Source organism: Klebsiella sp. DY2415, from assembly GCF_026314315.1.
GTDB lineage: Bacteria > Pseudomonadota > Gammaproteobacteria > Enterobacterales > Enterobacteriaceae > Klebsiella > Klebsiella ornithinolytica.
In genome coordinates this window covers 2,351,915-2,376,029 of sequence record NZ_CP111115.1, presented here as the reverse complement: position 1 = coordinate 2,376,029, position 24,115 = coordinate 2,351,915, and the positions used below count along the sequence as shown (strand labels likewise).

Below are 24,115 nucleotides of genomic sequence, written 5' to 3'. Positions count from 1 at the left end.
CCCGAACGACGGTGATTTTATCAAAGTGAGAAGACGTAATTTATCAAATTAATAATTGCCAGCCGTCGCCCGGATGGCGCGGCTCAGCAGGAGGTCTGTCGCCGATGCGGCGGCGTTTAGCGGGGGTCAGACGGTATAAATGCGGATATCGTGCTCGCGGAACGTGTCGCGATACTCGCGACTGATGTTCTCCTCCACCACCAGCACATCGATATCGCCGCTTTGGGCGACGACAAAACGGGCCACCGCCGGAATTTTATCCGAAGTCAGGCCGACGATAATTTCACTGCACTGTTTAATCACCGCTTTTTTAAATTCGCAATCGGCATAGTCGAATCCGGTCAGACCGGATTCCGGCGCCATCGCGCAGCCGCCGATAAACCCCTGATCAAACAGCACGCCCTGCAGCTGAGCCACCGCCGAAGCGCCAACGCAGCCGCCCGACGCTCGCTGAACCTGCCCGCCAAGCATCACCACGTCATACAGCGGCTTTTTGAGTAGTTCTGCGGCTATCTCCGGCGAATTGGTCACCACCGTTAACGCCAGTTCGGCTGGTAGCGCCTCCGCCATCGCCAGATTGGTGGTACCGGTATCGATAAAGATGCAGCCGCCGGGCTTCACCAGCCTTGCGCATTTCTGCGCGATTCTGAGTTTTGTTGCTGCATTTTTGTCTTTCCGCTCGCTGTAATCCCCGGCTTCCGGCAGGTTCATTACCGCGCCGCCGTAGACCTTTTTACAGAACCCGTCTTTGCTAAGTTCATGCAGATCGCGGCGAATTGTATGCTCGGAGACGTTTAAGCGGCTGGCCAGCTCGCTACAGACCACCCGACCGTTTTCCTGGAGGATCTGACAAATCAGCGCTTGTCGTTGCTGAGGGAAAGCTGCATAATCGAGCACATTAACTCCTGAAGTTATCTTAACCGAGCACTAAGGAGCATGATCATGCATCCGCCCGGTTCTGTCAACCTACCCTGTAAAGAGGTAAAAATGAAAATTGCCCATATCGCGCTCTGGACCCGCCAGCTTGAACAACAGGCCCGTTTCTGGACCAGCTTCTTTAACGGCCAGATTAACGAAAAATATTGCAGCCGGACCAATCCCGGCTTTGAGTCTTATTTTGTGAAAATTGGCGAAGATATTGCCATTGAGCTGATGTGCAAACCGGGGCTGCAGGCGGTCACGCCGGACAATAACCACACTGGATGGGTTCATCTGGCTATCTCCGTCGGCGGCGCGCAGCAGGTCGATGCGCTGGCGAAGCGGGCAGAAACACAGGGGATTTTAGTCTCCCCGCCGCGCACGACCGGCGACGGCTATTATGAAGCGGTGATCAAAGACCCGGATGGCAATCTGATTGAAATCGTTGCATAGTCATCTCTGCAACCCATTCTGAGCAGGAACGCGCCGTGTCTACCTACCATGTCATCGATAAAGAGAGCTGGCATCGTCGAGATCATTTCGAGTTTTATCGCACTTTTGCCAACCCCAGCTTTAACCTCTGCGTGCCGGTAGAAGCACAGCGCTTGTATGAGTGCGCGAAGGATCGCCAGGTCTCCTTTTTCCAGCTGGCGCTCTACGCGCTGCTGCGGGCAGCCAACGCGGTACCTCAGCTCAAGCAGCGGATGCGAGGCGACGATATTATTGAATATGATGATATTGCGGTGATGACGCCCGTCATGACCGCCCAGGAAGGGTTTCGTCAGGTGTGGTGCAACAATGCCGCCGACTTCGCCGCCTTTAGCCGCGCGGCGACGCCGAATATTGAGGCGGCAAAAACCACCGATCCGGCGCCGCTGATTGTCGAGGGCGAGCACTTTTTCTGCGCCAGCTGTCTACCGTGGCTCCATTTTAGCGCCATCACCCAGGCCGAGTATTATACGGGCGCGGCGGTTCCGGCGCTCACCTGGGGCAAACTGAAAAACGGCGTCATTCCGGTCGCGGGTAAATTCAACCACGCTTTTGTCGATGGGCTGCACGCCAGCCGTTTTTTCGCCCAGGTTGAAGCGGGGTTTACCGAGCCGGATACCTTATGGCTGCCGCTGGTCTGAAGCCGCCACGACCCATTCCCCGTCCTCCTTACGAAACGGCTGTTTCTGCGCCTGGGTAAGGATCTCCAGCACCACTTCCGACGGACGACAAAGGCGTGTGCCCAACGGGGTGACCACGATGGGCCGGTTAATCAGGATCGGCTGCTGCAACATGCTCTCGATCAGTCGTTCGTCGCTAAGGGTTTCATCATCGAGCCCCAGCTGCGCGTAGGGTTCGACGTTTTTACGCAGCAGCGCGCGCACCGTTATCCCCATCGCCGCAATCAGACCCACTAACTCTTCCCGCGACGGCGGTGTGTCGAGATAGTAGATAATCGTCGGCTCAATACCGCTGTTGCGGATCATGGCCAGCGTATTGCGCGACGTGCCGCAATCCGGGTTGTGATAAATGATGGTGTTGCTCATATCAGGTTCTCACGACAGAGAAAAAGAGAGACGCAAAGCGAGTGCGGCCAGCGTCACCAGCAGTACCGGTAGGGTCATGATGATCCCGGTACGGAAATAGTAGCCCCAGGAGATGGCTCTGTTCTTTTGCGCCAGAACATGCAGCCAGAGCAGCGTCGCAAGGCTGCCGATGGGGGTGATTTTTGGCCCCAGATCGCAGCCAATGACGTTGGCGTAGATCATCGCCTCTTTAATCACCCCTGTTGCCGTGCTGCCATCAATGGATAGCGCTCCGACCAGCACCGTCGGCATATTATTCATGAGCGACGAGAGCACCGCCGTCAGCACCCCGGTGCCGAGCGTGGCCACCCACAGCCCGTTTTCCGCCAGCACATTCAGCACGCCGGAGAGCGCGTCGGTTAACCCGGCATTGCGCAGACCGTAAACAACCAGATACATCCCCAGCGAAAAGATGACGATTTGCCACGGCGCGCCGCGCAGCACGTTGCCCGTATGAATGACTCGCCCCTTTTTCGCCACCGCCAGCAGCACCGCCGCGCCGGCAGCGGCAATAGCGCTGACCGGGATCCCCAGCGGTTCCAGGATGAAAAAGCCGGCCAGCAGCGCCACCAGCACCACCCAACCGGTCAGGAACGTCGGGCGATCTTTAATCGCGCTGGCCGGTTCAGGCAACAGGGCCAGATCGTAGACCGCTGGAATATCGCGACGAAAGACCAGATGCAGCATCGCCAGGGTCGCGAGGATCGCCGCGATATCGACCGGAACCATAACAGCCGCATAACTGCTGAAGCCAAGATGGAAAAAGTCGGCCGAAACAATATTGACCAGATTCGACACCACCAGCGGCAGGCTGGCGGTATCGGCAACAAAACCGGCAGCCATCACAAAGGCCAGCGTCGCGCGCTGGCTGAAACCCAGCGCCGACAGCATCGCGATAACAATGGGGGTCAGAATCAGCGCCGCGCCATCGTTAGCAAACAGCGCAGCCACGACGGCGCCCAGCAGAATTATCCAGCTAAACAGTCTCCGCCCGCGCCCGTTCCCCCAGCGGGCAACGTGCAGTGCCGCCCAGGAGAAAAAGCCCGACTCGTCCAGCAGCAGACTGATAACAATCACCGCAATAAACGCCGCCGTGGCATTCCAGACAATATTCCAGACCACCGGAATATCGCTCAGATGAATAACGCCGAACGCCAGCGCCAGCGCCGCCCCCAGGCTCGCGCTCCAGCCGATACTGAGTCCCTTCGGCTGCCAGATAACCAGCAGCAACGTCAATAAAAAAATGGTCCCTGCGAGCAGCATTCCTCACCCCATCAAATATGTAATAACAGATATATTAAGCCGCCATCAGCAGGAAGACGGCGAAGCGTCAGCGACCCGGGCACGCACCTCATCACGCAGGCATCGCCATGCGCTGTCGATGATCTCTGCCGCCCAGGCCGGCATATGCGGCGACAAACGGTAGTGCACCCATTTCCCTTCCCGACGGTCAAGAACCAGCCCTCCCTCGCGAAGAATCGCCATATGACGGGAGATTTTGGGTTGTGATTCCGCTGTCAGCGCGCAAATATCGCAGACGCACAGTTCACCTTGCTCCCTGAGCAACATCACGATCGTCAGGCGCGTGGCGTCAGACAATATTTTAAAAACCTCTAGCGGATGCGGCATTTTCGATTCCTTAGCGTGACATTTACATATATGCTAAATCATATATATTAATTTTGAAACAACCGCTCTCAAAAAAAGGTGTTCCCCCATGGCTGATTTTCCTGCCCTGCAACATGAATTTTTTGATTTTGAACTTGCCAACAAGCTCCCGGATCGGGCGCCACCGCGCATCCTCATTCTCTACGGCTCGCTTCGCGAGCGCTCTTTCAGCCGCTTCGCCGCGGAAGAGGCCGGGCGACTGCTGACGGCCATGGGCGCCAGCGTCCAGACCTTCAATCCTTCCGGACTGCCGCTGCCCGATGATGCGCCGGAATCGCACCCTAAAGTGGTTGAGCTGCGTGAACGGGTGCGCTGGTGCGACGGGATGATCTGGAGTTCACCGGAGCGACATGGCGCGATGAGCGCGGTGATGAAAGCCCAGATTGACTGGATCCCCCTGAGCGAAGGTGCTGTCCGCCCTTCTCAGGGCAAAACGCTGGCGGTGATGCAGGTGTGCGGCGGTTCCCAGTCGTTCAACGCCGTCAATCAGATGCGGATCCTCGGGCGCTGGATGCGGATGTTTACTATCCCGAATCAATCGTCTGTCCCCAAAGCCTGGCAGGAGTTTGATGAACAGGGTCGCATGAAACCCTCGCCGTGGTACGACAGAATCGTCGACGTCAGCGAAGAGCTGTTCAAGATAACCCAGCTGCTGAAAGGCCATACCCCGCTGCTCGCCGGGCGATACAGCGAACGTAAAGAGAGCCATCAGGCCCTCTCAACGCGAGTCAATCAGGCCAAAATCTGACGGGCAATGAGCGAGGATGCCTCCCGGCGCTGACAGGATTTCAAATCCCAATCGGTTGATAGCCTTGCCACTCGGGTTTTGCCGCCTCGCCCGCAGCGTTGGGCGTCAGGTGTAGATACCAGTCGCCCACCTTGTCCAGCAGCAGACAATCATCGACGGCCTGCAGGTTGTCCTTATGCTGCTGCCAGGCGCCGCGCAGCAGCGTCTGCAGCGCTTTCGCCTTCGCCTCCCGCGCATCACTCGCCGCAAACAGTCCGAATTCATGTAGCTCCGCGAGGGTGTCGGATCGATAGCCGCCGGCGTTAACAAAGAACAGCTTCACCCCGTCGTGAGCAGGCGTTCTGGCCAAAGTCACCTCATAACCATCGGCCCAGCGGATCCTGCTATAGCCGTCAATATGGATTTTATCCGCATCGCCAAACCAGGCCTCGCGCAGCGCAGGCCACGCCTCTTCCGGGGTTCGCGCCACCACAAACTGAATGTCATGGACTTCAATATTCGATTTACCCGCATTGCCACCGACGTAGAACATAAACAGATGCATTGCCGATCCTCTGATGATCATTTTTCGATATATATCAAACTACATAACGCTTGTTGCAGCAAGTTTCCCCGACGCAGGCTGTCGGAAATGCAACAGCCTGCTATCACCGCAGCTGCATTTGCAGCAGCCCCTCCGGCAAATAGAAACGTAATCAATTGATTTTACTCATCTAAAAATTCTCCGCGAACTGGCACAGCCTTTGCTATTCACATATAACACATTGGAATTATAGGTTATTTAGTTATCTATTTTTTGCATATAGCCATTTAGTTAACCACGAGAAATCCGTATGTCAGAAAGTAAATCGCCTGTCAGCTACACCCGTCATTCGCCGAATGCCCATGTCATCAGCAGCGATGAAGAAGCCATCGCCATCGCCCACGAGATTGCCCAGCGGCTACAACCCGGAGCCGCAGAACGCGACCGTCACGGGACGGTGGCGCCCGAGATTGTCGATACCTTCTCCAACAGCGGCCTGTGGGGCATCACGGTGCCGCGCCAATGGGGCGGTGCCGAGGTCTCCGCCGCCGATCCGTCGCTCGGACAAATTCCGCAAAACCACTACTGCCTGCTCGAGGACATTCGTTTGCAGGGCAGCGCAGAGCAGCAGGCCTTCTTTTTTGGTCTGGTGTTACAGGGGTATCGTTTTGCCAACGCGCTCTCCGAGACCGGCGGCAAAACGGTGCTCGATATCCGCACCCGCCTGGAAACCCGCGGTGAAACGCTGTACATCAACGGACGTAAGGGCTATTGCACCGGATCGCTCTACGCCCACTGGATAGGCATTCTGGCGCTGGACGCCGACGATCGCGCGCAGCTGGCCTTCGTACCGCGCGACAGCGCTGGCTTGACGGTGCTCGATGACTGGGACTGCCTTGGACAGCGGAATACCGCCAGCGGCACGGTGCTGGCGGAGAATCTGGCGGTCGCGCCGTTCCATCTTTTCCCGACGTGGAAATCTTATGCCACGCCGACGCTCGCCGGCCCCTTCGCGCAGCTCACCACCGCCGCGATTGATGCCGGGATCGCCCGCGCGGCCCTCAACGACACGGTCACCTTTGTTCGCCAGTTCGCCCGACCGTGGATTGATGCCGGCGTCGAACGGGCCAGCGACGATCCGCTCACCATCTACCATATCGGACAGATTGATAGCCGACTGGCCGCCGCTGAGGCGCTGCTGGAGCAGGCAGGCAAGGTTCTCGACCGGTTTAAACATGATCTCAGCGAAGAGCATGTGGCGCAGGCTTCCATCGCCGTTGCCCGCGCCAAAGTGTTCACCACCGAGGTCGCCCTTGACGCCGCCAGCCGCCTGTTTGAACTCAGCGGTACCCGGGCGACCGGCAACTTTCACAACTTCGATCGCCACTGGCGCAATGCGCGCGTTCACACCCTGCACGACCCGGTACGCTGGAAATATCAGCTGCTCGGCAACTGGGTATTAAACGGCATTCGCCCACAGCGTCACGACTGGAACTAAGGTGGCCCCCGTGCTGGAGTTTTTTGCCGATATCGACTGGAGCGATGTGACCCAGGCGGGCATCGACACGTTAATCATGCTGGGCTGGTCGCTGGGCTTTACCGTACTGTTCGGCCTGCCGTTGGGGATTGTCCTCTACCTCACCGGCCAGCCGCAGCTGCTGCACGCCCCGCGGCTGTATCGCCTGCTGTCGCTTTGCGTCAACGTCCTGCGTTCGCTGCCGTTCATTATTTTGCTGATCGTCATGATCCCGGTCACCACCTTAATTACCGGCACCTCCCTGGGCGTACAGGGCACCATTCCGCCGCTGGTGGCGGGCTGCGCGCCTTTCTTCGCCCGGCTGGTGGAAAGCGCTTTGCGCGAGGTGGATCACGGTCTGGTGGAGGCCAGCTGGTCAATGGGCGGCAATACCGCGCAGCTGATCTGGCACACCCTGCTGCCCGAATCACGCGGCGGACTGCTTGCCGCCGTCACCGTTACCGCGATTTTGCTGGTGGATTACACCTCTATGGCCGGGGTTATCGGCGGCGGCGGGCTCGGCGATCTGGCGATTCGTTTTGGCTACCAGCGCTTTCAGACCGACGTGATGGTGGTCACCGTCCTGCTGCTGATTGCCCTGGTGCAGATTTTACAGATGAGCGGCGACCGCCTCGTGCGGTACATGAGCCGTAAATAACACATTCACGCTACTTTTCCAGGAAAAAACCATGAACAACATCGTGAAAAAAACCCTTATCGCTGCCGGGCTGCTGACCCTCTTCTCCGCCTCTGTCGCCGCCAATGAGACGCTGACCGTCGGCGCCACGCCGGTACCGCACGCGGAAATCCTTGAGTTTGTAAAGCCGGAGCTGGCCAAACAGGGCGTTGATTTGAAAATCAAAGTCTTTAACGACTTTATTCAGCCCAACCAACAGCTGGCGGAGAAAAACCTCGACGCCAACTACTATCAGTACCGTCCGTTCCTCGAGAACTACAACCAGACGCGACATACCCATCTGGTGCCGGTGGTAGGCGTCCATATTGAACCGTTTGGCGCCTACTCCAGCAAATACCACGACATCAAAGCGCTCCCGGATGGCGCAACCATCGCGGTGCCGAATGATCCGGTCAACACCGGGCGGGCGCTGGTCATGTTAAGCGATGCCGGCCTGCTGACCCTGAAAAATCCGAAGGATCCGCAATCGGCGACCCGGGATATTGTCGCCAACCCGCACCATTTTAAAATTCGCGAGCTGGAAGGCGCCATGCTGGCACGGGCGGTGAATCAGGTCGATCTGGCGTTTATTTTCGCCAACTATGCGCTGGAAGCAGGGATCGACACCGATAAAGCCCTGCTGGTGGAAAAAGGCAGCGATCTGTACGTCGAGTATCTGGTGGCCCGTCCCGATAACCTCAACGATCCGGGGATCCAGAAGCTGGCGAAAGCGCTGCACTCCGACGCGGTGCGCAATTTTATCCTGACCCGTTACAAAGGCAAAATCGTCCCGGGCTTCTGATCGCCGGAGCGTATCCGGCAGCGCTGATGCTGCCGGTTTTTCAAGGTTGATGGAGCAAACTACCGTGACTCACAATCCTCATGCCGTACCGCATATCCAGTTAAGCGGAATAAGCAAAGCCTACCCTAACGGCGTTCAGGCGCTGCAGAATATTGACCTGACGCTCTATCAGGGCGAGATTTTTGGCATTATCGGCCGCAGCGGCGCCGGGAAATCGACGCTGCTGCGCCTGTTTAATCGCCTGGAAAACGCCGACAGCGGCGAAATCACCATTCACGGTGAACAGACATTGCGCTATTCACGCAGTCAGATGCGCGACCTGCGCCGCCGGGTGGCGATGATCTTTCAACACTTCAACCTGATGTCGACCAAAACGGTGGCGCAAAACGTCGAGCTGCCGCTCAAGATGGCCGGCGTCCCGCGGGCCGAAAGACAGCGTCGGGTCGATGAGATGCTGGAACTGGTCGGCCTCGGCGCCCTGCGCGATAGCTGGCCGGCAAAGCTCTCCGGCGGGCAAAAGCAGCGCACCGGGATCGCTCGTGCGCTGGTGACCCAGCCGGAAATTCTGCTTTGCGACGAGGCAACCTCGGCGCTCGATCCGGAAAACACCCTCTCTGTGCTTAAGCTGTTGAAAGAGATTAACCAGCGCCTGGGTCTGACGATTATCCTCATTACCCATGAAATGGAGGTTATCCGCACGCTCTGCGATCGGGTGGCGGTGCTGGAGCGCGGGCACATTATCGAACAGGGCGAGGTGTGGCGAGTGTTTGGCAACCCGCAACACGAGGTGACGCGCAGCATGACCAGTACGCTGCATCACGGTCGTCCCGGCGAGAACCTGTCGTCGGTGGACGGCTCGCAGCTGGTGACCCTGCACTTCGACGGCAGCAGCGGCGGTGAACCGGATTTACACCACATCGCCGCTTTGCTCGGCGACGGGGCACGCCTGCTGTACGGCAACTGCGAGCAGATTCAGGGGCGGGTCATCGGGCAACTGCGCATCCGGCTGCCCCGGCCGCTGGATGAGCGCGCGCTGGGTCAGCACGGCTGGGTCGCGGACCGTCTGACTCTCGCTACGGACCTGTCGGTGGAAAATTCTACGTCTTAATCAAAATCTGGCATTTTATTGCCAGATTATTGCTAATGCTGATTCGCTATAAATCATATTTTTTCGTTGTTAGACAGGCCGTGGTGCGCCTCTTATCTTTCGTCATGAATTGTAAATTTCAACGCAATCATTTGATGAGGGAGCACTTTTGTCCACATTACTGCACGGATTAAAAACTAAACGGACGCGATTTTCACACGCTCTTGGAATCGCGTTAATCGGCGGCACGCTGGCATTTTCTTCTGTGGCCAGCGCGGACGATATTTTGCAGGAAGGCATCACGCCGGCCACCGATGCCAGCCAGATCCCGGCGGCAGCCAAACTGCGTAAAGACACCGTCGTCGCCGGGATTTCCGAGCCGCAGGGGATCTTTAACCCCTACTTCTTCGTTAACGGCTGGGACGAAAACGTCACCAACGTCATCTTTTCACGCCTGATTGACTGGGACAGCCACGGCAACCTGGTCCCTGGCCTGGCCGAAAGCTGGCAAGTGAGCGCCGACAACAAAGTGTATACCATCAAGCTGCGGCCGAATCTGACCTTCAGCGACGGCTCGCCGCTCACCGCGGAAGATGTCGCCTTTACTCTGACCGTGCTGCTGGATCCAAAGTATGACGGCGATACCGATATTACCCTCGCCAACATTGCCGGCGGCGCCGAGTATAAAGCCGGGAAAGCCGACAGCGTCAGCGGCCTGAAGGTCATCGACCCGCTGACCCTGCAGGTCACGACGACGCAGCCCGGGGCCACCACCCTTTCGCGGATCGGAGGGCCGGTGCTGTCGAAAGCCTGGTACGGCAAAGAGTATCAGCGCGGCAACCTCGACTATCTCCGCACCCTGCACGGAAAACCGCTGGGCAACGGTCCTTACGTCTATGACAAATATATTCCGGGCCAGGAGATTCGTTTCCACGCTAACAGCCACTTCTACCGCGGCACACCGCCGACGCCGCGCTTTATCTACCGCGTCACCAATCCGTCGACCAACTTCCAGCTGTTCCAGACCGGCGAAACCGACTACGACGCCTTTACCTCGCGCCCGGACGATATCGAACAGCTGAGAATGCTCGGCTTCGCCAATATCAACCTCTACGGCTCCAGCGATTACAGCCAGGTGGAGTTTAACGTCCGTCGTCCGGCGCTGAAGGATGTCAAAGTTCGTCAGGCGCTGATTTACGGCCTCGACCGCCAGAAGCTGATCGATGTGGTGTACCAGGGCTATGGCAAGGTGGCCGTTGAACCGATCGCCCCTATCTCCTGGGCCTACAATCCGCAGGGGGTTAACCCGTATCACTACGATCCGGCGCAGGCGAAAAAACTGCTCGATGAAGCGGGCTGGAAACCGGGTCCGGACGGCATCCGCGTGAAAGACGGCCAGCGTCTGGAGCTGACGCTGCTGGTCAGTAAGAAGGTGCTCAACGATGCGCTGATCCCGATTGCCAAAGAGAACTGGCAGCAGATCGGCGTCGTGCTCAAGCCGCAGGTGGTCGACTTCAACGCCCTGATGGCCCAGCGTAAAGCGGGCAACTATGACCTGGCCTCCTTCAGCACCAGCACGCTCAACGATCCGCACGATGGCGTATGGGATTTCTACAGCACTGAAGCCAAAGAGTCAGGCTATAACAATCCACAGGTCGATAAGCTGATTAACGCAGGCAACGCCGTGCTCGACGTCGAAAAACGTAAGCCGATTTACCACCAGCTGTATCAGGTGCTGGCGGAAGACCCGCCGGTCATTCTTCTCGGCTACCGCCAGATTCTCTCGGCCAGCAGCGCCAGGGTATCCGGTTTTAAACCGGATATTTATAACGGCCTGACCGGCAGCCTGCCGGATGTGAAAATCGCCAGGTAACCATCACAGCCGCCGGAATAACCCGGCGGCTGATGTGAGAATGTTATGAGAAATTTTATCCTGAGACGGCTGCTGCAAACGCTGCCGATGCTGCTACTGGCCTCATTGATTATTTTTATGCTGTTTGCCAAAACGCCCGGTGACTTTATCGACGGTAATATTACCCTCACTGCCGCTCGCGCCGCCGAACTCAAAGCCATCTATGGCCTCGACCAACCGCTGTTGACCCGCTATATGCACTGGCTCGGCCAGCTGCTGCGAGGCGATCTCGGTTTCTCGCTGCAGTACCAGATTCCGGTCAGCCAGCTGCTAAACCAGTACATCTGGAACTCGTTCCTGCTGGCAAGCATTGCGCTGGTTTTTTACTGGGGCATCGGCCTGACGGTGGGTATCGTCTCCGCCATGAAGCCAAACTCGCTGTTTGACCACCTGGTGAGCGTGGCGGTCTTTGCCGCGATGTCCTTTCCAACCTTTTTCCTCTGTCTGCTGCTGATTAAGTGGTTCGCCGTGGATCTGCACTGGCTGCCGGTTGGCGGAATGACCAACACCGGCAGCGATGACCGCGGCTGGGGCTATATCCTGCAGGTGGCCGCGCACCTGGTGCTGCCGGTTCTGGCGCTGGTGATGCTGCAGGCCGGCAGCCTGACGCGCTACTTCCGCGCCAGTATGCTTGACGTGGTCAGAATGGATTTTATTCGTACCGCCCGCGCCAAAGGGCTGCATGAACGGACGGTGATCTTCAAACACGCGCTGCGCAATGCGCTGCTGCCCATTATCACGCTGCTCGGCTTCGAGTTACCGGGACTGTTTTCCGGCGCCATCATCACGGAAAAGGTCTTTAACTGGCCTGGGGCCGGGCATATTCATATCGACTCGCTGGCCGCCCGCGATTATCCGGTACTGATGGGATTTACCCTGTTTCTGGCGGTGCTCACCATTCTGGGCAACCTGATAGCCGATGTTCTCTACGCGTGGGCCGACCCGCGAATTCGGCTGAGGTCATAATCATGTTTAGCACTCTGTTTTCAACGCCACGTCGCCTGCGCAAGGCGGAGATTCCGGCGCTCGCTATGATCACCCCGTCACCGTGGCGCCAGGCCTGGCGGTCGCTTAAACGCAACCGGCTGGCCATGTTTTGCCTGCTGCTGCTGGCGGTGATGGCCGCCTGGTGCGTGCTGGGGCCGCTGTGGTCGCCGTGGAAAGATGATGCCACCGATGTCCTGATGATTAACAAGCCGCCCGGCGCTGAGCACTGGCTGGGCACCGACTTTCTCGGCCGCGATGTCTACACCCGCCTGCTGATGGCCGGACGTATTTCGTTGATTATTGGCCTGCTCACCATGCTGCTGTCGGTGGCGCTGGGCTACCTGCTCGGCGCCGTCTCCGGCTATGCCGGCGGCCTGACCGATAAGCTGATCATGCGTCTGGCGGACCTGGTCATGACGATTCCCGGCCTGCCGCTGCTGATCGTCGCTGGCGCGATGTTATCCGAACTCGATTTTTCCCCGGATGCCCGGATCTATATGGTCGTGGTGATGCTCAGCCTGCTGGAGTGGCCAAAGCTGGCGCGGCTGGTGCGGGGTCAATGCCTGTCGCTGCGCGAACGTGATTTCATGCTGGCAACCCGGGTGCTGGGCCTCTCCGCGCGCCGTCGCCTGTTTGGCCATCTGCTGCCCAATACCATTCCGATTCTGGTGGTTATGGCCACCATGGCGGTGGCAAATGCCATTCTGAGCGAATCGGCGCTCAGCTACCTTGGACTGGGGGTGGTTCCCCCCACGCCCTCCTGGGGCAATATGATGGACGCCGCCAACAGCCTGATCGATTTCCAGCGTCGTCCGTGGCTATGGATGCCGCCGGGTATCGCCATTTTTATCACCGTCATTGCCATTAACGTGCTGGGCGACGGCCTGCGCGATGCGATGGATCCGAAAATGAAACAGAGGCTGAAATGAGCGCCCCGTTAATCACTTTCCGACAACTCTCGGTCTCCTTCGCCGCTGAAAAACAGCGTGTGCGGGCGGTACAGGAGGTGTCGTTCGCTATTCATGCCGGCCAGACCGTTGGGATCGTCGGCGAATCCGGCTGTGGAAAAAGCGTCACCGCCATGGCCTTAATGGGCCTACTGCCGCCCCAGGCCGCGCGTATTGATAGCGGCGAAATCCTCTTTGACGGGCAGGACCTGCTGCGTCTGAAAGCCAACCCTATGGCCGACCTGCGCGGCAACCAGCTGGCGATGATCTTTCAGGAACCGATGACCGCGCTGAACCCGGTGCTGACCATCGGCGAGCAGCTGTGCGAGCCGCTCATTCGCCACCGTGGCGAAACGCCCAAAGCCGCCTGGCTCCACGCCACCCGTTTGATAAGCGAAGTGGGGCTGGCGCGCGCGGATAGCCTGATGAACAGCTACCCGCACCAGCTTTCCGGCGGGATGCTACAGCGCGTGATGATTGCCATGGCGCTGAGCTGCCAACCGAAGCTGCTGATCGCCGATGAACCCACCACCGCGCTGGATGTCACCGTTCAGGCGCAAATCCTGCGCCTGCTGCGCGATCGGGCGCAGTCCAGGCGGATGGCGATGCTGCTGATCACCCACGATTTGGGCGTGATTGCGCAAATGGCGGAACAGGTGGTGGTGATGTACGCCGGCCGGGTGGTCGAGTCTGGCCCGACGGCCGAGATCTTACGCCACCCGCAGCATCCCTATACTCAGGGGCTGATCGCCTCGCGTCCGGTGCCCGGCGAACGACGCCGTCGCCTGTACTCAATTCCCGGCCAGGTGCCGGATCTGGCCGCCCTGCCGGCCGGCTGCGCCTTTGCCGACCGCTGCCAGCGGGCCAGCGCACTCTGCCGCCAGAGTCTCCCTCCGTTATTGGGAACAACGCGGCAGGCCGCCTGCTTTCACACCCTATCCGCGGGGCCGGTTGCATGAACACTGAAAGCCATGAATATGTCATTGAAGTCGAAGGATTAAAAAAGCACTTTCCGCTGCGCGAGGGGCTGTTTGGCCAGCAAACCGGGCAGCTACGGGCGGTGGACGGCGTCAGCTTTCGCATCCGCCAGGGGACCATTTTCGGCCTGGTGGGCGAATCCGGCAGCGGGAAAACGACCGTGGGGCGCACGCTACTGGGGCTATACGAGAAGAGCGCCGGTAGCGTGAAATACCGGGGCCGGGAGCTCTCCGCCCTCTCCTCGCAGGAGATGCAGGCGCTACGCCCTAAAATCCAGCTGGTGTTTCAGGATCCCTACAGTTCACTGAACCCGCGGATTCGCGTTGGCGAGGCGATTGGCGAAGCCATGCTGCAGCATAAACTGTGCAGCCGGGCGGAACTCTATGACAAGGTGATTGCGGTCATGCAGATCTGCGGCCTCGCGCCCCACCACTACAATCGCTTTCCACATGAGTTCTCGGGCGGTCAGCGCCAGCGTATCGGGATTGCCCGGGCGCTGATTCTCAACCCGGACTTTATCATTGCCGACGAGCCGATCTCGGCGCTGGATGTCTCTATCCAGGCGCAGATCATCAACCTGTTTTCCGATCTGCGCGACGATTTCGGCGTTACCTTTCTGTTTATCTCCCATGACCTTGGCGTGGTTGAGCATCTCTGCGATGACGTGGCGGTGATGTATCTCGGACAATTGGTGGAGACCGCCAGTCGCGATGCGCTGTTTGCCCAACCGCGCCACCCTTACACCCAGGCGCTGCTGGCGGCGGTACCGACGCTCGAGCCGCACGCCGAACCCGTCGCGGTTGTACAAGGCGAGATCCCCGATCCCGCGAATCCGCCGCCCGGCTGTCGTTTTTCTTCACGCTGCCCGAGCGCTAACGACCGCTGTCGCCGCGAAATCCCCGCGCTGCGTGAGATAGCCGCCGGCCACTTTGTGGCCTGCCATGAGGTGGTCGCCTCCTGCTAAAGCGCGAGGCCCTGCGACTGTCGGTCAACGTGGCCGGCACCTGAGCTGAGGCAAAAAAAAACCAGTCAGCAATGACGCTGGCTGGTTTTAACCTGGCGGAGCGGCGAACTCAATACGCCGCCTTCAGGGCGCTACTCTTCCAGCGCATAGGCAATAATATCATCGCCCACATCCGGGGAGTGGCTGGCGCCGCCGGCGGAGATCACCACATACTCCTTGCCCGTTTTCGGCGATTTGTAGATCAGCGGCGCGGCCACTGCGCCTACCGGCAGACGCGCGCGCCACAGCTCTTTACCGGTTGCGGAATCCAGCGCCCGCAGGTAGTTATCCTGGGTCCCGGCAAAGAAGATCAGCCCGGAAGCGGTCGAGGTCGGGCCGCCCAGCGTCGGCATACCCAGCGGGATATGCATGTGGGTTTTCAGACCCAGCGGACCGGTATCCTCGACGGAGCCCATCGGAACCTGCCACATCAGCTGACGAGTATTGAGATCGATGGCGCTCATCGTGCCGAACGGCGGCGTATTACACGGAATCCCCAGCGCGGATTGCAGAATATCGATCCGCACGCCGCCATATGGCCCGGCGATCTGCGGACGGACGGTGCCCATAAAGCCCGGGACTTCGTCGGTGGAGACCTTGTATTTCGCCATATCTTCCTGACGCACCAGAGACATTCTCAGCGGCATACGCATGTCGTTAACAAACAGCGTCCCGGTGCGTTCATCGATGGTGATGCCGCCCCAGTTCATGCCGCCCAACAGGCTCGGCCATTCGATATACGGCTTCTCTGACGGCGGCGTATACATCCCAAGGTAGGTGGACTCCTTGAAGTCAATGCGGCACATCAGCTGGTCAAACGGCGTCACGCCCCACATGGATTTCTCGGTTAACGGCTCAACGCCGAGCTGCGGCATCCCGGTCGAGAACGGCTGCGTGGTAGAAAGACGTTCGCCTTCTGCGCCTGCGTGCGCTACCGGCCGTTCCTCAACGCGCGTCACCGGTTTGCCCGTGCGACGATCGAGAACATAGATCTGACCGGTTTTGGTGGTCTGAATCAGGACCGGAACCTCTTCGCCCTGGTCATTTTTCATATGGAACAGCACCGGCTGAGACGGCAAATCATAGTCCCAGACATCATGGTGAACGGTCTGGAAGACCCATTTTGTTTCACCGGTGCTGGCATCCACCGCCACCACCGAAGAGCCGTACTTCTCTTTGGCCTCATTACGATCGCCGCCCCAGTAATCCGGCGGACCGTTGCCGGTCGGCAGATAAACCAGGTTCAGCTCTTTATCAAAGCCCGGAACCGTCCACACGTTCGGCGTTTCGAGTGTGTACACCCGCCCTTTTTGCGGATCGGTCACATTTTCCGGTTGCCCCACATCCCAGGCCCAAACCACGTTGCCGCTGCGCACATCGAAGGCGCGGACCACGCCGGAAGGTTCGCCGTGAATAATATCGCGAACCCAGCCGCCCAGTATCGCAATATGCCCCATGATCACCGGCGTCGAAGTCGGATGGTAGCGCTTGCTGTTTTCGGTGTTGTCCATCCCCTGCTTGAGATCGACGCTACCGTGGCGGCCGAAGTTATCGCACAGCTCGCCGGTTTTGGCGTTCAGCGCCAGCAGGCGCGCATCGACGGTAGAGACCAGAATCCGCTGCGGACACTGCTGCAGGTCCGGGCTGGCTTTCTCCTGCGCCGTCAGCGTCGTATCGTTTTGCACATCATAGTAGCCGACGCCGCGGCAGGTAACGTGCTCTGCGGTCTGCGCGTGTGGGTCAAAGCGCCAGCGCGCTTTCCCGGTATCCGCATCCAGGGCGGTGACCACGTTCAGCGGCGTACAGGAGTAGAGCGTATCGCCAATTTGCAGCGGCGTATTCTCATCCACCCCGATCCCCGGGCCGCTTACCCGGCGGCCGGTGTGGTAGGTCCACGCCACCTTCAGGTTTTTCACGTTCTCCGGGGTAATGTCATCGTATGGGGCAAAACGGGTACCTGAGGCATCGCGGGCGAAAAACTCCCAGTTGTCGCTTTGGGAAGCGAGGGTTGGCTTACTATCGGCGGCGGCTTTCACCACGCCATGATGAATGCCACCGTGGGGAGAAAACGCCGAGACCAGCGTCGCCAGCAGCGCGATGAAAATCGCCGAGGCGCTCCAGTTCGCATAGCGGACCGCGGTGCGTTTGACCGGCAGCGTTGTGGCCAGCCACAGGCCTAGCATCAGCAGCAGAGCCGGAACCACCAGACGAGGAATCAGTCCCCAGTAGCTGAGCTGCACTTCATAAAGCGCCCAGACAAGGGTCAGTAAGAAGGTCACTATGGTGAAAGGGAGGACGTATTGACTGCGGATAAGGTATCCGATGGCGATAAGCAGATAGGCCACTCCAGCCAACAGGTACCAGGCGCTACCGCCCAGAGTCAGGAGCTTACCGCCCCAGAAAGTGAAAAAGAGTCCAGTACAAAAACTGAGTAATACAAATATAACCCGGTAGACGGTGAAGAAGATCCTCCTGCCGCTACCTCGTTGTTCGTCCATATCTCATCCCATACGACTTTAGTCGTTATAACCAATATATTTATTTTTAACAGCATCCGATCCAAACAAATCGGATACAGACCGCATAACATCCTGGTTGGACGCTCATGAGCCGAGCGAAGAACGTAATAAAGTATATGGATTTGTAAAAGTTATGTAAAACAAACCAGCATTAAATGTTTAAAATTTTTTAATATATAAACGGAAGTTGCATCAGAAACGGTGATAAAGCGCGTGATAAATCACCAGAGGAGGATAAACGGGCGGGAGATGGCTGGCCAACAGCCCCCTGTGGGCCAGCACACCGGTAGGTGCAAATTAGTTTACGGGCCGGGACCCACTGATTTGCCGCAGAGCAGCCTTCATTTCCAGCTGCGCCAGCTCCTTCAAACCTTCGCGTTTGATAAACTGACTGCGATGTTTGCTTTTGACCTCTTCTATACTTTTTTTGATCTCCTGCGGCGGTAATTTATACCAGCCGCGACGATGTTTTTCGCCCCCGACTTCCAGCCACAGCGCAGCATAACTGGTTTGTACTTTCTCGCTTTTGACGTGAAAATCGGAGTCGATGGCATAGATCTCTTTAATATCGCTATGCTGTAAAAAACCATATAGCAGAGAGATAATTAAATTTTTCGGTCGGGTGCCGTGCAGCTCTTTAGTCAGCACTTTAATTTCATCATTGGCAATATCCTTCCCTCCCTGAATGCCGCCGATATAAGCCCGGCCATCCTCGGTGCAGGAAAAACAGATGCTGTAAATGCGTTTTCCATCCTGAAGCATTAATAGCATCAGTTCGCCCTCTTCCTGAAAAGGCGAAGCCAGCAATTTCACCGCAATGTGGCTACCGTTTTTCAGCGGAATTTCCGCCACGGTCAGCCCATACTCCACCACGTTATACAGCTGTGGCAGCGCGGCTGCGCTAAAGGTTTTCTCGATAAAAATCAAGGAGCCATAGGCAATATCCAGCTTGGCTCTTCTTGACATTTTTTTATTTAAATAGGCTTTGAACGGCTTATCCTGAAAACTGACCAGCCCCTGCGTTGCACCGGTTAATCTGGCGCAAACATATTTATCACAAAGCGCTTGATATTCCTTATACTTTCCCCCTGCGAGAGGTATTTCTCTGCATTTTCGTAAGACCTTTTTATATTTGAGTTTAATTTGACAAATCAATTTATTATTTTTTCGCCATTCTTTGATGGCAACTGTTGCTGTTTGAGCCATTGATCAAGATCCATAGAATCAACCATAATCGCGGCCATAATATCATAAATAGTTCAAGTCAACGCTTGATTAGTGAGTCGTTGTCCTTTCATTTAATAAATAGGTAGATAATCATTCTCACGCCTATAATTAAAGGCCGGGGGATGTCAACTCTTATTATTGGCAGTCTCTTCTGGCGTCAGATGAAAATATCACGCGGCGCCACGCTATTACCGCTCTGTGCGGTAACGGGGCGCCGAGGGTTCATCCTGGCATGGTTTTGCTCTATAATCTGACCCCAGTCAAAAGTGAACTAAAGTGGGTAACTCATGGAAATTGATCTCAACAATCTGGTCTTCAGCGGTCTGGAAGAAGCGCAAGAGCGCAATGCCGAACGCCTTGAAGACGCTGACAAAAAAGCCGAAGCGATCGTTGCCGATGATGATTGTGGCGACGCCTGCAAAATCTGATTCCTGAACCGGCTAACCACGCCGGTTTTTTTTATCCTCGCCCGTCAGTCAAGCCGTAAATGCCCCCTTCAGCGTGCCCAGCAACGCCTGCGCCGCCTTCGACAGCTGCAGATGACCGGCATGGATCACCCCGACACACTTCTCAATCGGCGGGTTATCCAGCGGCAGACATACGGCGCCCAGCGCCTGCATCTGTGACTGGCAGAGCGCCGGGACGGCGCTGCCGCCGAGGCCGCTGGCCACCATTCTGCCGACCGTCACCAGCTGGTGACTCTCCAGCGCAACATCCAGTTGACGACCGCTGCGCGCCAGCTCCTCTTCAAGCATCAGGCGGACCGCCGAAGGCCGCTGCAGCGTAATAAAATCCAGCGTCAACAGCTCGCGCCAGGAGAGACGATGTTTACCGGCCAGGGGCGATGATTTCGGCACAATCGCGATAAAACGGTCAACGCCCAGCGGCGTAAACAGCAGATTATTGGTTGGCGCCGGCTCAAAGGCGATCCCCATCTCCACCCGCCCTTCACGAACCATTTCTATCACCTGCTCGTTAATCACATCGTGAACGGTCACGTTAATTCCGGCATAGCGATCGCGAAAGGCTTTCAACACCTCGGGCAGGACGTTTGCCGCAAACGAGGGCATGGCCGCGATCGAGATTTTGCCACGCTGCAGGGTAAAGCTCTGGCGCATCGCCTCTTCGGCGTTATCCCAGTCGGCCAGCAGCTGACGAGCCATCGGTAAAAAGATCTCCCCCTCCTGAGTCAGCGTCACCCGGCGGGTGCTGCGTTGCAGCAATGCGCCGCCGAGCCCCTCCTCCAGTCCTTTGATGGTCAGACTGAGGGCCGGCTGCGAAATATTCAGCCGTTCGCTGGCGTGGGCAAAATTCAGAGTGTGAGCTACCGCTAAAAACGCGCGTAACTGTTTGACACTCATTCTCATTTTTCATCCCGTTAACTAATTGAAAAAATTTAGTTAACAACAAATTAATAAGAAAACCCAATGAGTAGGTCACAAATTCAAAATTAACAAATCAGTCTGCGCCGCCAATGATAGCCCCATCGCAAGCCAGCAGAGGTGAAACATGGCAGGACTGGATAAGCGCGTCGCCAGCTACGAAGCGGCGCTGGAAGGGTTAACGGATGGTATGACCGTGCTGGCCGGCGGTTTTGGCCTGTGCGGCATTCCCGAAAATTTGATTGCCGAAGTCAAACGCCGGAACGTACAGGGGCTGACGGTGGTATCAAATAACTGCGGCGTCGACGGTTTCGGTCTTGGCATCCTGCTGGAGACGCGCCAGGTACGCAAAGTGGTGGCCTCATATGTCGGCGAAAACGCCCTCTTTGCGCAGCAGGCGCTCAGCGGCGAACTGCAGGTGGAGCTGACCCCACAAGGCACGCTGGCGGAAAAAGTTCGCGCCGGCGGCGCAGGCATCCCCGGTTTTTACACCGCCACCGGCTACGGTACGCCGGTGGCGGAAGGAAAAGAGGTGCGCCAGTTTGCCGGTAAGCACTACATCCTCGAAGAGGCCATCACCGGCGACTTCGCTCTCATCAAAGGCTGGAAGGCGGACTGGTACGGCAACGTTATCTATCGCCATACGGCGCAAAACTTTAATCCGCTGATGGCCGCCGCCGGGCGCATTACGGTGGTCGAGGTTGAAGAGATCGTCCCGCCGGGGGAACTTCCGCCCTCTTCAATCCACACCCCCGGCATCTACGTCGACCGGCTGATCGTCGGCCAGTTCGAGAAACGCATTGAACAGCGCACGCTGCGCGCAGGGAGCCTCTGATTATGCTGACTCGCGAACAAATGGCTATCCGCGTCGCCCGGGAGCTGCGCGATGGCGACTACGTCAATCTCGGGATCGGCATCCCGACGCTGGTGGCCAACTACATCCCGGCAGGCGTTGACGTCATGCTGCAATCCGAAAACGGCCTGCTCGGTATGGGCGGTTTTCCGCACGAGGCGGAGCTCGACGCCGACATGATCAACGCCGGGAAACAGACGGTCACCGCCCGGACCGGCGCGGCGATCTTCGACTCCGCGCAGTCCTTCGCCATGATCCGCGGCGGTCATGTCGATCTGACCGTTCTCGGCGCCTTTGAAGTTGACGTTGAGGGCAATATCGCCTCGTGGATGATCCCGGGAAAAATGGTGAAAGGCATGGGCGGCGCAATGGATCTGGTGGCCGGGGCACAAAACATCATCGTGGTGATGACCCACGCCTCGAAAAGCGGCGAATCCAAACTCCTGCCACGCTGTACCTTGCCGCTGACCGGCGTCGGCTGTATTCGGCGGGTACTGACCGACCTCGCCCTGCTGGAGATACGCGACGGGGCCTTCGTCCTGCGCGAACACGCGCCGGGCGTCACCCTCGACGACATCAGGCGCAAAACCGCCGGACGCCTGATTGTCCCGGACGACGTCTGTGAAATGCGTTTCAACTGAGGAGGCAACATGAAAGAAGTGGTGATTGTCAGTGCGGTCAGAACGCCCATCGGCAGCTTTCGTGGCGTATTCTCAGCGCTTTCCGCCGTTGACCTCGGCGCCGAAGTCGTGCGCAGCCTGCTGGCCCGCTGCTCGCTGTCGGTAACGGAAGTCGACGAGCTTATTTTCGGCCAGGTTTTAACCGCCGGCTGCGGGCAGAATCCGGCGCGCCAGACGGCCTTACGCGCCGGTCTGCCGATCGACTGTCCGGCAGTGACGGTGAATCTGGTTTGCGGTTCCGGGCTGAAAGCCGTGCAGCAAGCGGTGCAGGCGATCCGCAGCGGCGACGCCCAGGTGGTCATCGCCGGGGGGCAGGAGAGCATGAGCAATGCCCCCTATCTGATTGACGGCGCCCGTGCCGGGCTACGCATCGGCCATAGCAGCATGCGGGACAGCATGATTCAGGACGGCCTGTGGGATGCTTTCAACGACTATCACATGGGCGTAACGGCAGAAAATCTCGCCGACCGCTATGCCATCGATCGCCAACAGCAGGACGCCTTTGCCGCCGGTTCACAGCAGAAAGCGGCGGCGGCGATCGACGCGGGCCGCTTTGAACAAGAGATCGTGCCGGTCGTCGTCAGACAGGGGAAGCAACCGCCGCAGACCATTACCCGCGACGAGCAGCCCCGCCCGGCCACCACTCCAGAGCAGCTGGCGCAGCTGCGCCCTGCGTTCCGCGTGGAAAACGGCACCGTCACCGCCGGGAACGCCTCTTCGCTTAACGACGGCGCGGCGGCGGTACTCCTGATGAGCGCTGACAAAGCCCGGGAGCGGGGACTGCCGGTACTGGGACGCATTGTCAGCAGCGCCGTGGCAGGCGTCGATCCGGCGATCATGGGCATTGGTCCCGTCAGCGCCTGCGAGATGGCGCTGGCCCGGGCCGGATGGCAGCTGGATGAGGTGGATTTAATTGAGGCTAACGAGGCGTTTGCCGTTCAGGCGCTGGCGGTTGGCCAGTCCCTGGGCTGGGAGAGCAGCAAGGTCAACGTCAACGGCGGCGCCATTGCCCTCGGCCACCCTATCGGCGCCTCCGGCTGCCGGATCCTCGTCACCCTGCTGCATGAAATGCAGCGCCGGAGCGTCAGTAAAGGGCTTGCCACCCTCTGCGTGGGCGGCGGACAGGGTATCGCCATGACGATCGCACGTTAACAGGAGTCACTATGTATAAACCAACGCTGGCGGTGCTCGGCGCCGGACTGATGGGTATCGGTATCGCCTGCCACTTTGCTCGCCACGGCCACCGGGTACGGCTTTACGACACCGACCCGACGCGTCTGGCGGAAGTCCCTGCCGTTGCCGCCGCTATTTTGCATGAACTGCAGGAGAGCGGACAATTTGACGCCGCCCACCAGCAGGCGGTTCTGGCGCGCTTAACCGGGACCACCAGCCTCAGCGATCTGGCGGAATCGACGCTGCTGATTGAGGCGATTCCCGAACGTTTGCCGCTCAAACATGCGCTGTACGCTCAGCTGGAAACGCTGATTGCCCACGATGCGATCATTGCCAGCAACACCAGCGGCCTGCCGCCGGATAGCCTCGCGGCGGGTATGATCCACCCGCAGCGGCTGTTAATCGCCCACTTCTGGCACCCGCCGCACTTTATTCCGCTTGTGGAAGTGGTGCCCGGCAGCGCCACGCGCCCGGATCTCCCCGCGCTGGTGAGCGACTTTTTCGCCACCGCGGCGCTGGAAGCGGTGGTGCTTCAACGTGCGGCGCCGGGGTTCGTCGGCAATCGCCTGCAGTTCGCTTTGCTGCGCGAGGCGCTGCATATCGTCCACAGCGGTATCGCCTCGCCGGAAGTGGTAGATCGGGTCATGCGCGCCTCCCTCGGCCGCCGCTACGCGATGGTCGGTCCGCTGGAGGCGGCCGATATGACCGGGCTGGCGACGGTGCAGGATATTTGTCAGCACCTGCTGCCGGAGCTGGCCGGCGGCGCACAAATGATGGAACTGGTGGCGGAAAAGGTCGCCAGGGGCGAGACCGGTGCGCGCAGCGGGCAAGGATTTTATCGCTGGGATAATGCCCGAATGGCGCGTATCCAGTCGCGTCGGGAGCACCTCCTGCGCTATGCCCTGAAACCGTAGCGTCTCGAACTGTAGCACACAATAACAA

25 protein-coding genes are annotated in these 24,115 nt (G+C 58.4%); 17 read left to right on the top strand and 8 right to left on the bottom strand.

All coding sequences use genetic code 11. The annotated features are described in order from the left end of the window. Positions 1-126: 126 nt before the first annotated feature. Entirely contained in the window at positions 127-897 is a 771-nt protein-coding gene (locus tag OQV00_RS11080; RefSeq protein ID WP_004862872.1) for a DeoR/GlpR family DNA-binding transcription regulator, read from the bottom strand. Positions 898-987: 90 nt separating this feature from the next. Between OQV00_RS11080 and OQV00_RS11075 the strand changes: the two genes are divergently transcribed. Both OQV00_RS11075 and OQV00_RS11070 read left to right on the top strand, forming a co-directional pair. Further along, positions 988-1,371, top strand: a complete 384-nt coding sequence (locus OQV00_RS11075; protein ID WP_015584171.1) for a VOC family protein — start codon at positions 988-990, stop codon at positions 1,369-1,371. Between the two features lie 35 nt (positions 1,372-1,406). After that, positions 1,407-2,048 (top strand): CatA-like O-acetyltransferase, family 1, encoded by a 642-nt coding sequence (locus OQV00_RS11070; protein WP_015584170.1) that lies wholly within the window; start codon positions 1,407-1,409, stop codon positions 2,046-2,048. Here OQV00_RS11070 and arsC read toward each other — a convergent pair. From arsC to OQV00_RS11055, 3 genes are read right to left on the bottom strand one after another with little or no spacing between them, the layout of a single operon-like run. Continuing rightward, the gene (gene arsC, locus OQV00_RS11065; protein ID WP_015584169.1) at positions 2,028-2,453 is read right to left on the bottom strand and encodes a glutaredoxin-dependent arsenate reductase; all 426 of its coding nucleotides are present in this window, start codon (positions 2,451-2,453) and stop codon (positions 2,028-2,030) included. The genes OQV00_RS11070 and arsC overlap by 21 nt on opposite strands. A 9-nt stretch (positions 2,454-2,462) precedes the next feature. Further along, on the bottom strand, positions 2,463-3,755 hold the full coding sequence (locus OQV00_RS11060; protein WP_015584168.1) for an arsenic transporter: 1,293 nt from the start codon (positions 3,753-3,755) through the stop codon (positions 2,463-2,465). A gap of 45 nt (positions 3,756-3,800) precedes the next feature. Continuing rightward, entirely contained in the window at positions 3,801-4,121 is a 321-nt protein-coding gene (locus OQV00_RS11055; RefSeq protein ID WP_004862888.1) for a metalloregulator ArsR/SmtB family transcription factor, read from the bottom strand. 88 nt (positions 4,122-4,209) lie between these two features. On the opposite strand from OQV00_RS11055, the gene arsH reads away from it, so the two are divergent. After that, a complete protein-coding gene (arsH, locus tag OQV00_RS11050) occupies positions 4,210-4,908 on the top strand; it encodes an arsenical resistance protein ArsH (protein ID WP_015584167.1) in 699 nt (232 codons plus the stop codon). A gap of 40 nt (positions 4,909-4,948) precedes the next feature. Here arsH and OQV00_RS11045 read toward each other — a convergent pair whose 3' ends face one another. Next, on the bottom strand, positions 4,949-5,452 hold the full coding sequence (locus OQV00_RS11045) for a DUF1543 domain-containing protein (protein WP_015584166.1): 504 nt from the start codon (positions 5,450-5,452) through the stop codon (positions 4,949-4,951). A 289-nt stretch (positions 5,453-5,741) separates the two neighbouring features. Here OQV00_RS11045 and OQV00_RS11040 point away from each other — a divergent pair, with 289 nt between their 5' ends. The 9 genes from OQV00_RS11040 to OQV00_RS11000 all read left to right on the top strand — a co-directional run bounded on the left by OQV00_RS11040 (position 5,742) and on the right by OQV00_RS11000 (position 15,300). After that, positions 5,742-6,929 (top strand): SfnB family sulfur acquisition oxidoreductase, encoded by a 1,188-nt coding sequence (locus OQV00_RS11040; RefSeq protein WP_266280330.1) that lies wholly within the window; start codon positions 5,742-5,744, stop codon positions 6,927-6,929. A gap of 10 nt (positions 6,930-6,939) precedes the next feature. Beyond that, positions 6,940-7,605 (top strand): methionine ABC transporter permease, encoded by a 666-nt coding sequence (locus OQV00_RS11035; protein WP_015584164.1) that lies wholly within the window; start codon positions 6,940-6,942, stop codon positions 7,603-7,605. Between the two features lie 43 nt (positions 7,606-7,648). Further along, on the top strand, positions 7,649-8,425 hold the full coding sequence (locus OQV00_RS11030; protein ID WP_032717762.1) for a MetQ/NlpA family ABC transporter substrate-binding protein: 777 nt from the start codon (positions 7,649-7,651) through the stop codon (positions 8,423-8,425). Between the two features lie 49 nt (positions 8,426-8,474). Further along, a complete protein-coding gene (locus tag OQV00_RS11025; RefSeq protein WP_266280328.1) occupies positions 8,475-9,533 on the top strand; it encodes a methionine ABC transporter ATP-binding protein in 1,059 nt (352 codons plus the stop codon). A 148-nt stretch (positions 9,534-9,681) separates the two neighbouring features. Further along, positions 9,682-11,385: an ABC transporter substrate-binding protein gene (locus OQV00_RS11020; RefSeq protein WP_266280326.1), complete on the top strand. Its 1,704-nt coding sequence runs from the start codon at positions 9,682-9,684 to the stop codon at positions 11,383-11,385. A 45-nt stretch (positions 11,386-11,430) separates the two neighbouring features. After that, positions 11,431-12,390, top strand: coding sequence for an ABC transporter permease (locus tag OQV00_RS11015; protein WP_266280324.1), 960 nt, complete (start codon positions 11,431-11,433; stop codon positions 12,388-12,390). A gap of 2 nt (positions 12,391-12,392) precedes the next feature. Then, positions 12,393-13,340 (top strand): oligopeptide ABC transporter permease, encoded by a 948-nt coding sequence (gene opp4C, locus OQV00_RS11010; RefSeq protein WP_032717691.1) that lies wholly within the window; start codon positions 12,393-12,395, stop codon positions 13,338-13,340. After that, positions 13,337-14,317 carry an ABC transporter ATP-binding protein gene (locus OQV00_RS11005; protein WP_004862919.1) on the top strand — a complete coding sequence of 327 codons (981 nt, stop codon included), beginning with the start codon at positions 13,337-13,339 and terminating at the stop codon, positions 14,315-14,317. Before opp4C ends, OQV00_RS11005 begins: the two co-directional genes overlap by 4 nt. Further along, positions 14,314-15,300, top strand: coding sequence for an ABC transporter ATP-binding protein (locus OQV00_RS11000; protein ID WP_004862923.1), 987 nt, complete (start codon positions 14,314-14,316; stop codon positions 15,298-15,300). Before OQV00_RS11005 ends, OQV00_RS11000 begins: the two co-directional genes overlap by 4 nt. 131 nt (positions 15,301-15,431) lie before the next feature. Here the strand turns inward: OQV00_RS11000 and OQV00_RS10995 are convergent, their stop codons facing one another. Next, complete coding sequence (locus OQV00_RS10995) at positions 15,432-17,837, bottom strand: membrane-bound PQQ-dependent dehydrogenase, glucose/quinate/shikimate family (protein WP_044023519.1); 2,406 nt, start codon at positions 17,835-17,837, stop codon at positions 15,432-15,434. A gap of 318 nt (positions 17,838-18,155) precedes the next feature. Further along, positions 18,156-19,064, bottom strand: a complete 909-nt coding sequence (locus OQV00_RS10990; protein WP_004862932.1) for a DUF535 family protein — start codon at positions 19,062-19,064, stop codon at positions 18,156-18,158. Between the two features lie 308 nt (positions 19,065-19,372). Here OQV00_RS10990 and OQV00_RS10985 point away from each other — a divergent pair, with 308 nt between their 5' ends. Then, positions 19,373-19,513, top strand: a complete 141-nt coding sequence (locus OQV00_RS10985) for a hypothetical protein (protein ID WP_266280321.1) — start codon at positions 19,373-19,375, stop codon at positions 19,511-19,513. A 48-nt stretch (positions 19,514-19,561) separates the two neighbouring features. Here OQV00_RS10985 and OQV00_RS10980 read toward each other — a convergent pair whose 3' ends face one another. Next, a complete protein-coding gene (locus OQV00_RS10980) occupies positions 19,562-20,452 on the bottom strand; it encodes a LysR family transcriptional regulator (protein WP_004862938.1) in 891 nt (296 codons plus the stop codon). A gap of 142 nt (positions 20,453-20,594) precedes the next feature. Between OQV00_RS10980 and OQV00_RS10975 the strand changes: the two genes are divergently transcribed. From OQV00_RS10975 to OQV00_RS10960, 4 genes are read left to right on the top strand one after another with little or no spacing between them, the layout of a single operon-like run. Continuing rightward, on the top strand, positions 20,595-21,302 hold the full coding sequence (locus OQV00_RS10975; protein WP_004862943.1) for a CoA transferase subunit A: 708 nt from the start codon (positions 20,595-20,597) through the stop codon (positions 21,300-21,302). Between the two features lie 2 nt (positions 21,303-21,304). Continuing rightward, on the top strand, positions 21,305-21,961 hold the full coding sequence (locus tag OQV00_RS10970) for a CoA transferase subunit B (protein ID WP_004862947.1): 657 nt from the start codon (positions 21,305-21,307) through the stop codon (positions 21,959-21,961). 9 nt (positions 21,962-21,970) lie between these two features. Next, entirely contained in the window at positions 21,971-23,152 is a 1,182-nt protein-coding gene (locus OQV00_RS10965) for an acetyl-CoA C-acetyltransferase (RefSeq protein ID WP_015584155.1), read from the top strand. Between the two features lie 11 nt (positions 23,153-23,163). Continuing rightward, positions 23,164-24,087 (top strand): 3-hydroxyacyl-CoA dehydrogenase family protein, encoded by a 924-nt coding sequence (locus tag OQV00_RS10960; protein WP_183114601.1) that lies wholly within the window; start codon positions 23,164-23,166, stop codon positions 24,085-24,087. Positions 24,088-24,115: the final 28 nt, after the last annotated feature.

Bases quoted from the DNA above. Each gene is read 5' to 3' on its own strand.
- OQV00_RS10985 (WP_266280321.1), top strand. From the start codon at position 19,373: ATGGAAATTGATCTCAACAATCTGGTCTTCAGCGGTCTGGAAGAAGCG.
- OQV00_RS10995 (WP_044023519.1), bottom strand. From the start codon at position 17,837: ATGGACGAACAACGAGGTAGCGGCAGGAGGATCTTCTTCACCGTCTAC.
- OQV00_RS10960 (WP_183114601.1), top strand. From the start codon at position 23,164: ATGTATAAACCAACGCTGGCGGTGCTCGGCGCCGGACTGATGGGTATC.
- OQV00_RS11000 (WP_004862923.1), top strand. From the start codon at position 14,314: ATGAACACTGAAAGCCATGAATATGTCATTGAAGTCGAAGGATTAAAA.
- OQV00_RS10980 (WP_004862938.1), bottom strand. From the start codon at position 20,452: ATGAGAATGAGTGTCAAACAGTTACGCGCGTTTTTAGCGGTAGCTCAC.
- OQV00_RS10990 (WP_004862932.1), bottom strand. From the start codon at position 19,064: ATGGCTCAAACAGCAACAGTTGCCATCAAAGAATGGCGAAAAAATAAT.
- OQV00_RS11045 (WP_015584166.1), bottom strand. From the start codon at position 5,452: ATGCATCTGTTTATGTTCTACGTCGGTGGCAATGCGGGTAAATCGAAT.
- OQV00_RS11060 (WP_015584168.1), bottom strand. From the start codon at position 3,755: ATGCTGCTCGCAGGGACCATTTTTTTATTGACGTTGCTGCTGGTTATC.
- OQV00_RS10970 (WP_004862947.1), top strand. From the start codon at position 21,305: ATGCTGACTCGCGAACAAATGGCTATCCGCGTCGCCCGGGAGCTGCGC.
- OQV00_RS11005 (WP_004862919.1), top strand. From the start codon at position 13,337: ATGAGCGCCCCGTTAATCACTTTCCGACAACTCTCGGTCTCCTTCGCC.
- arsC (WP_015584169.1), bottom strand. From the start codon at position 2,453: ATGAGCAACACCATCATTTATCACAACCCGGATTGCGGCACGTCGCGC.
- OQV00_RS11025 (WP_266280328.1), top strand. From the start codon at position 8,475: ATGGAGCAAACTACCGTGACTCACAATCCTCATGCCGTACCGCATATC.
- OQV00_RS11055 (WP_004862888.1), bottom strand. From the start codon at position 4,121: ATGCCGCATCCGCTAGAGGTTTTTAAAATATTGTCTGACGCCACGCGC.
- OQV00_RS11075 (WP_015584171.1), top strand. From the start codon at position 988: ATGAAAATTGCCCATATCGCGCTCTGGACCCGCCAGCTTGAACAACAG.
- opp4C (WP_032717691.1), top strand. From the start codon at position 12,393: ATGTTTAGCACTCTGTTTTCAACGCCACGTCGCCTGCGCAAGGCGGAG.
- OQV00_RS11015 (WP_266280324.1), top strand. From the start codon at position 11,431: ATGAGAAATTTTATCCTGAGACGGCTGCTGCAAACGCTGCCGATGCTG.
- arsH (WP_015584167.1), top strand. From the start codon at position 4,210: ATGGCTGATTTTCCTGCCCTGCAACATGAATTTTTTGATTTTGAACTT.
- OQV00_RS10975 (WP_004862943.1), top strand. From the start codon at position 20,595: ATGGCAGGACTGGATAAGCGCGTCGCCAGCTACGAAGCGGCGCTGGAA.
- OQV00_RS10965 (WP_015584155.1), top strand. From the start codon at position 21,971: ATGAAAGAAGTGGTGATTGTCAGTGCGGTCAGAACGCCCATCGGCAGC.
- OQV00_RS11040 (WP_266280330.1), top strand. From the start codon at position 5,742: ATGTCAGAAAGTAAATCGCCTGTCAGCTACACCCGTCATTCGCCGAAT.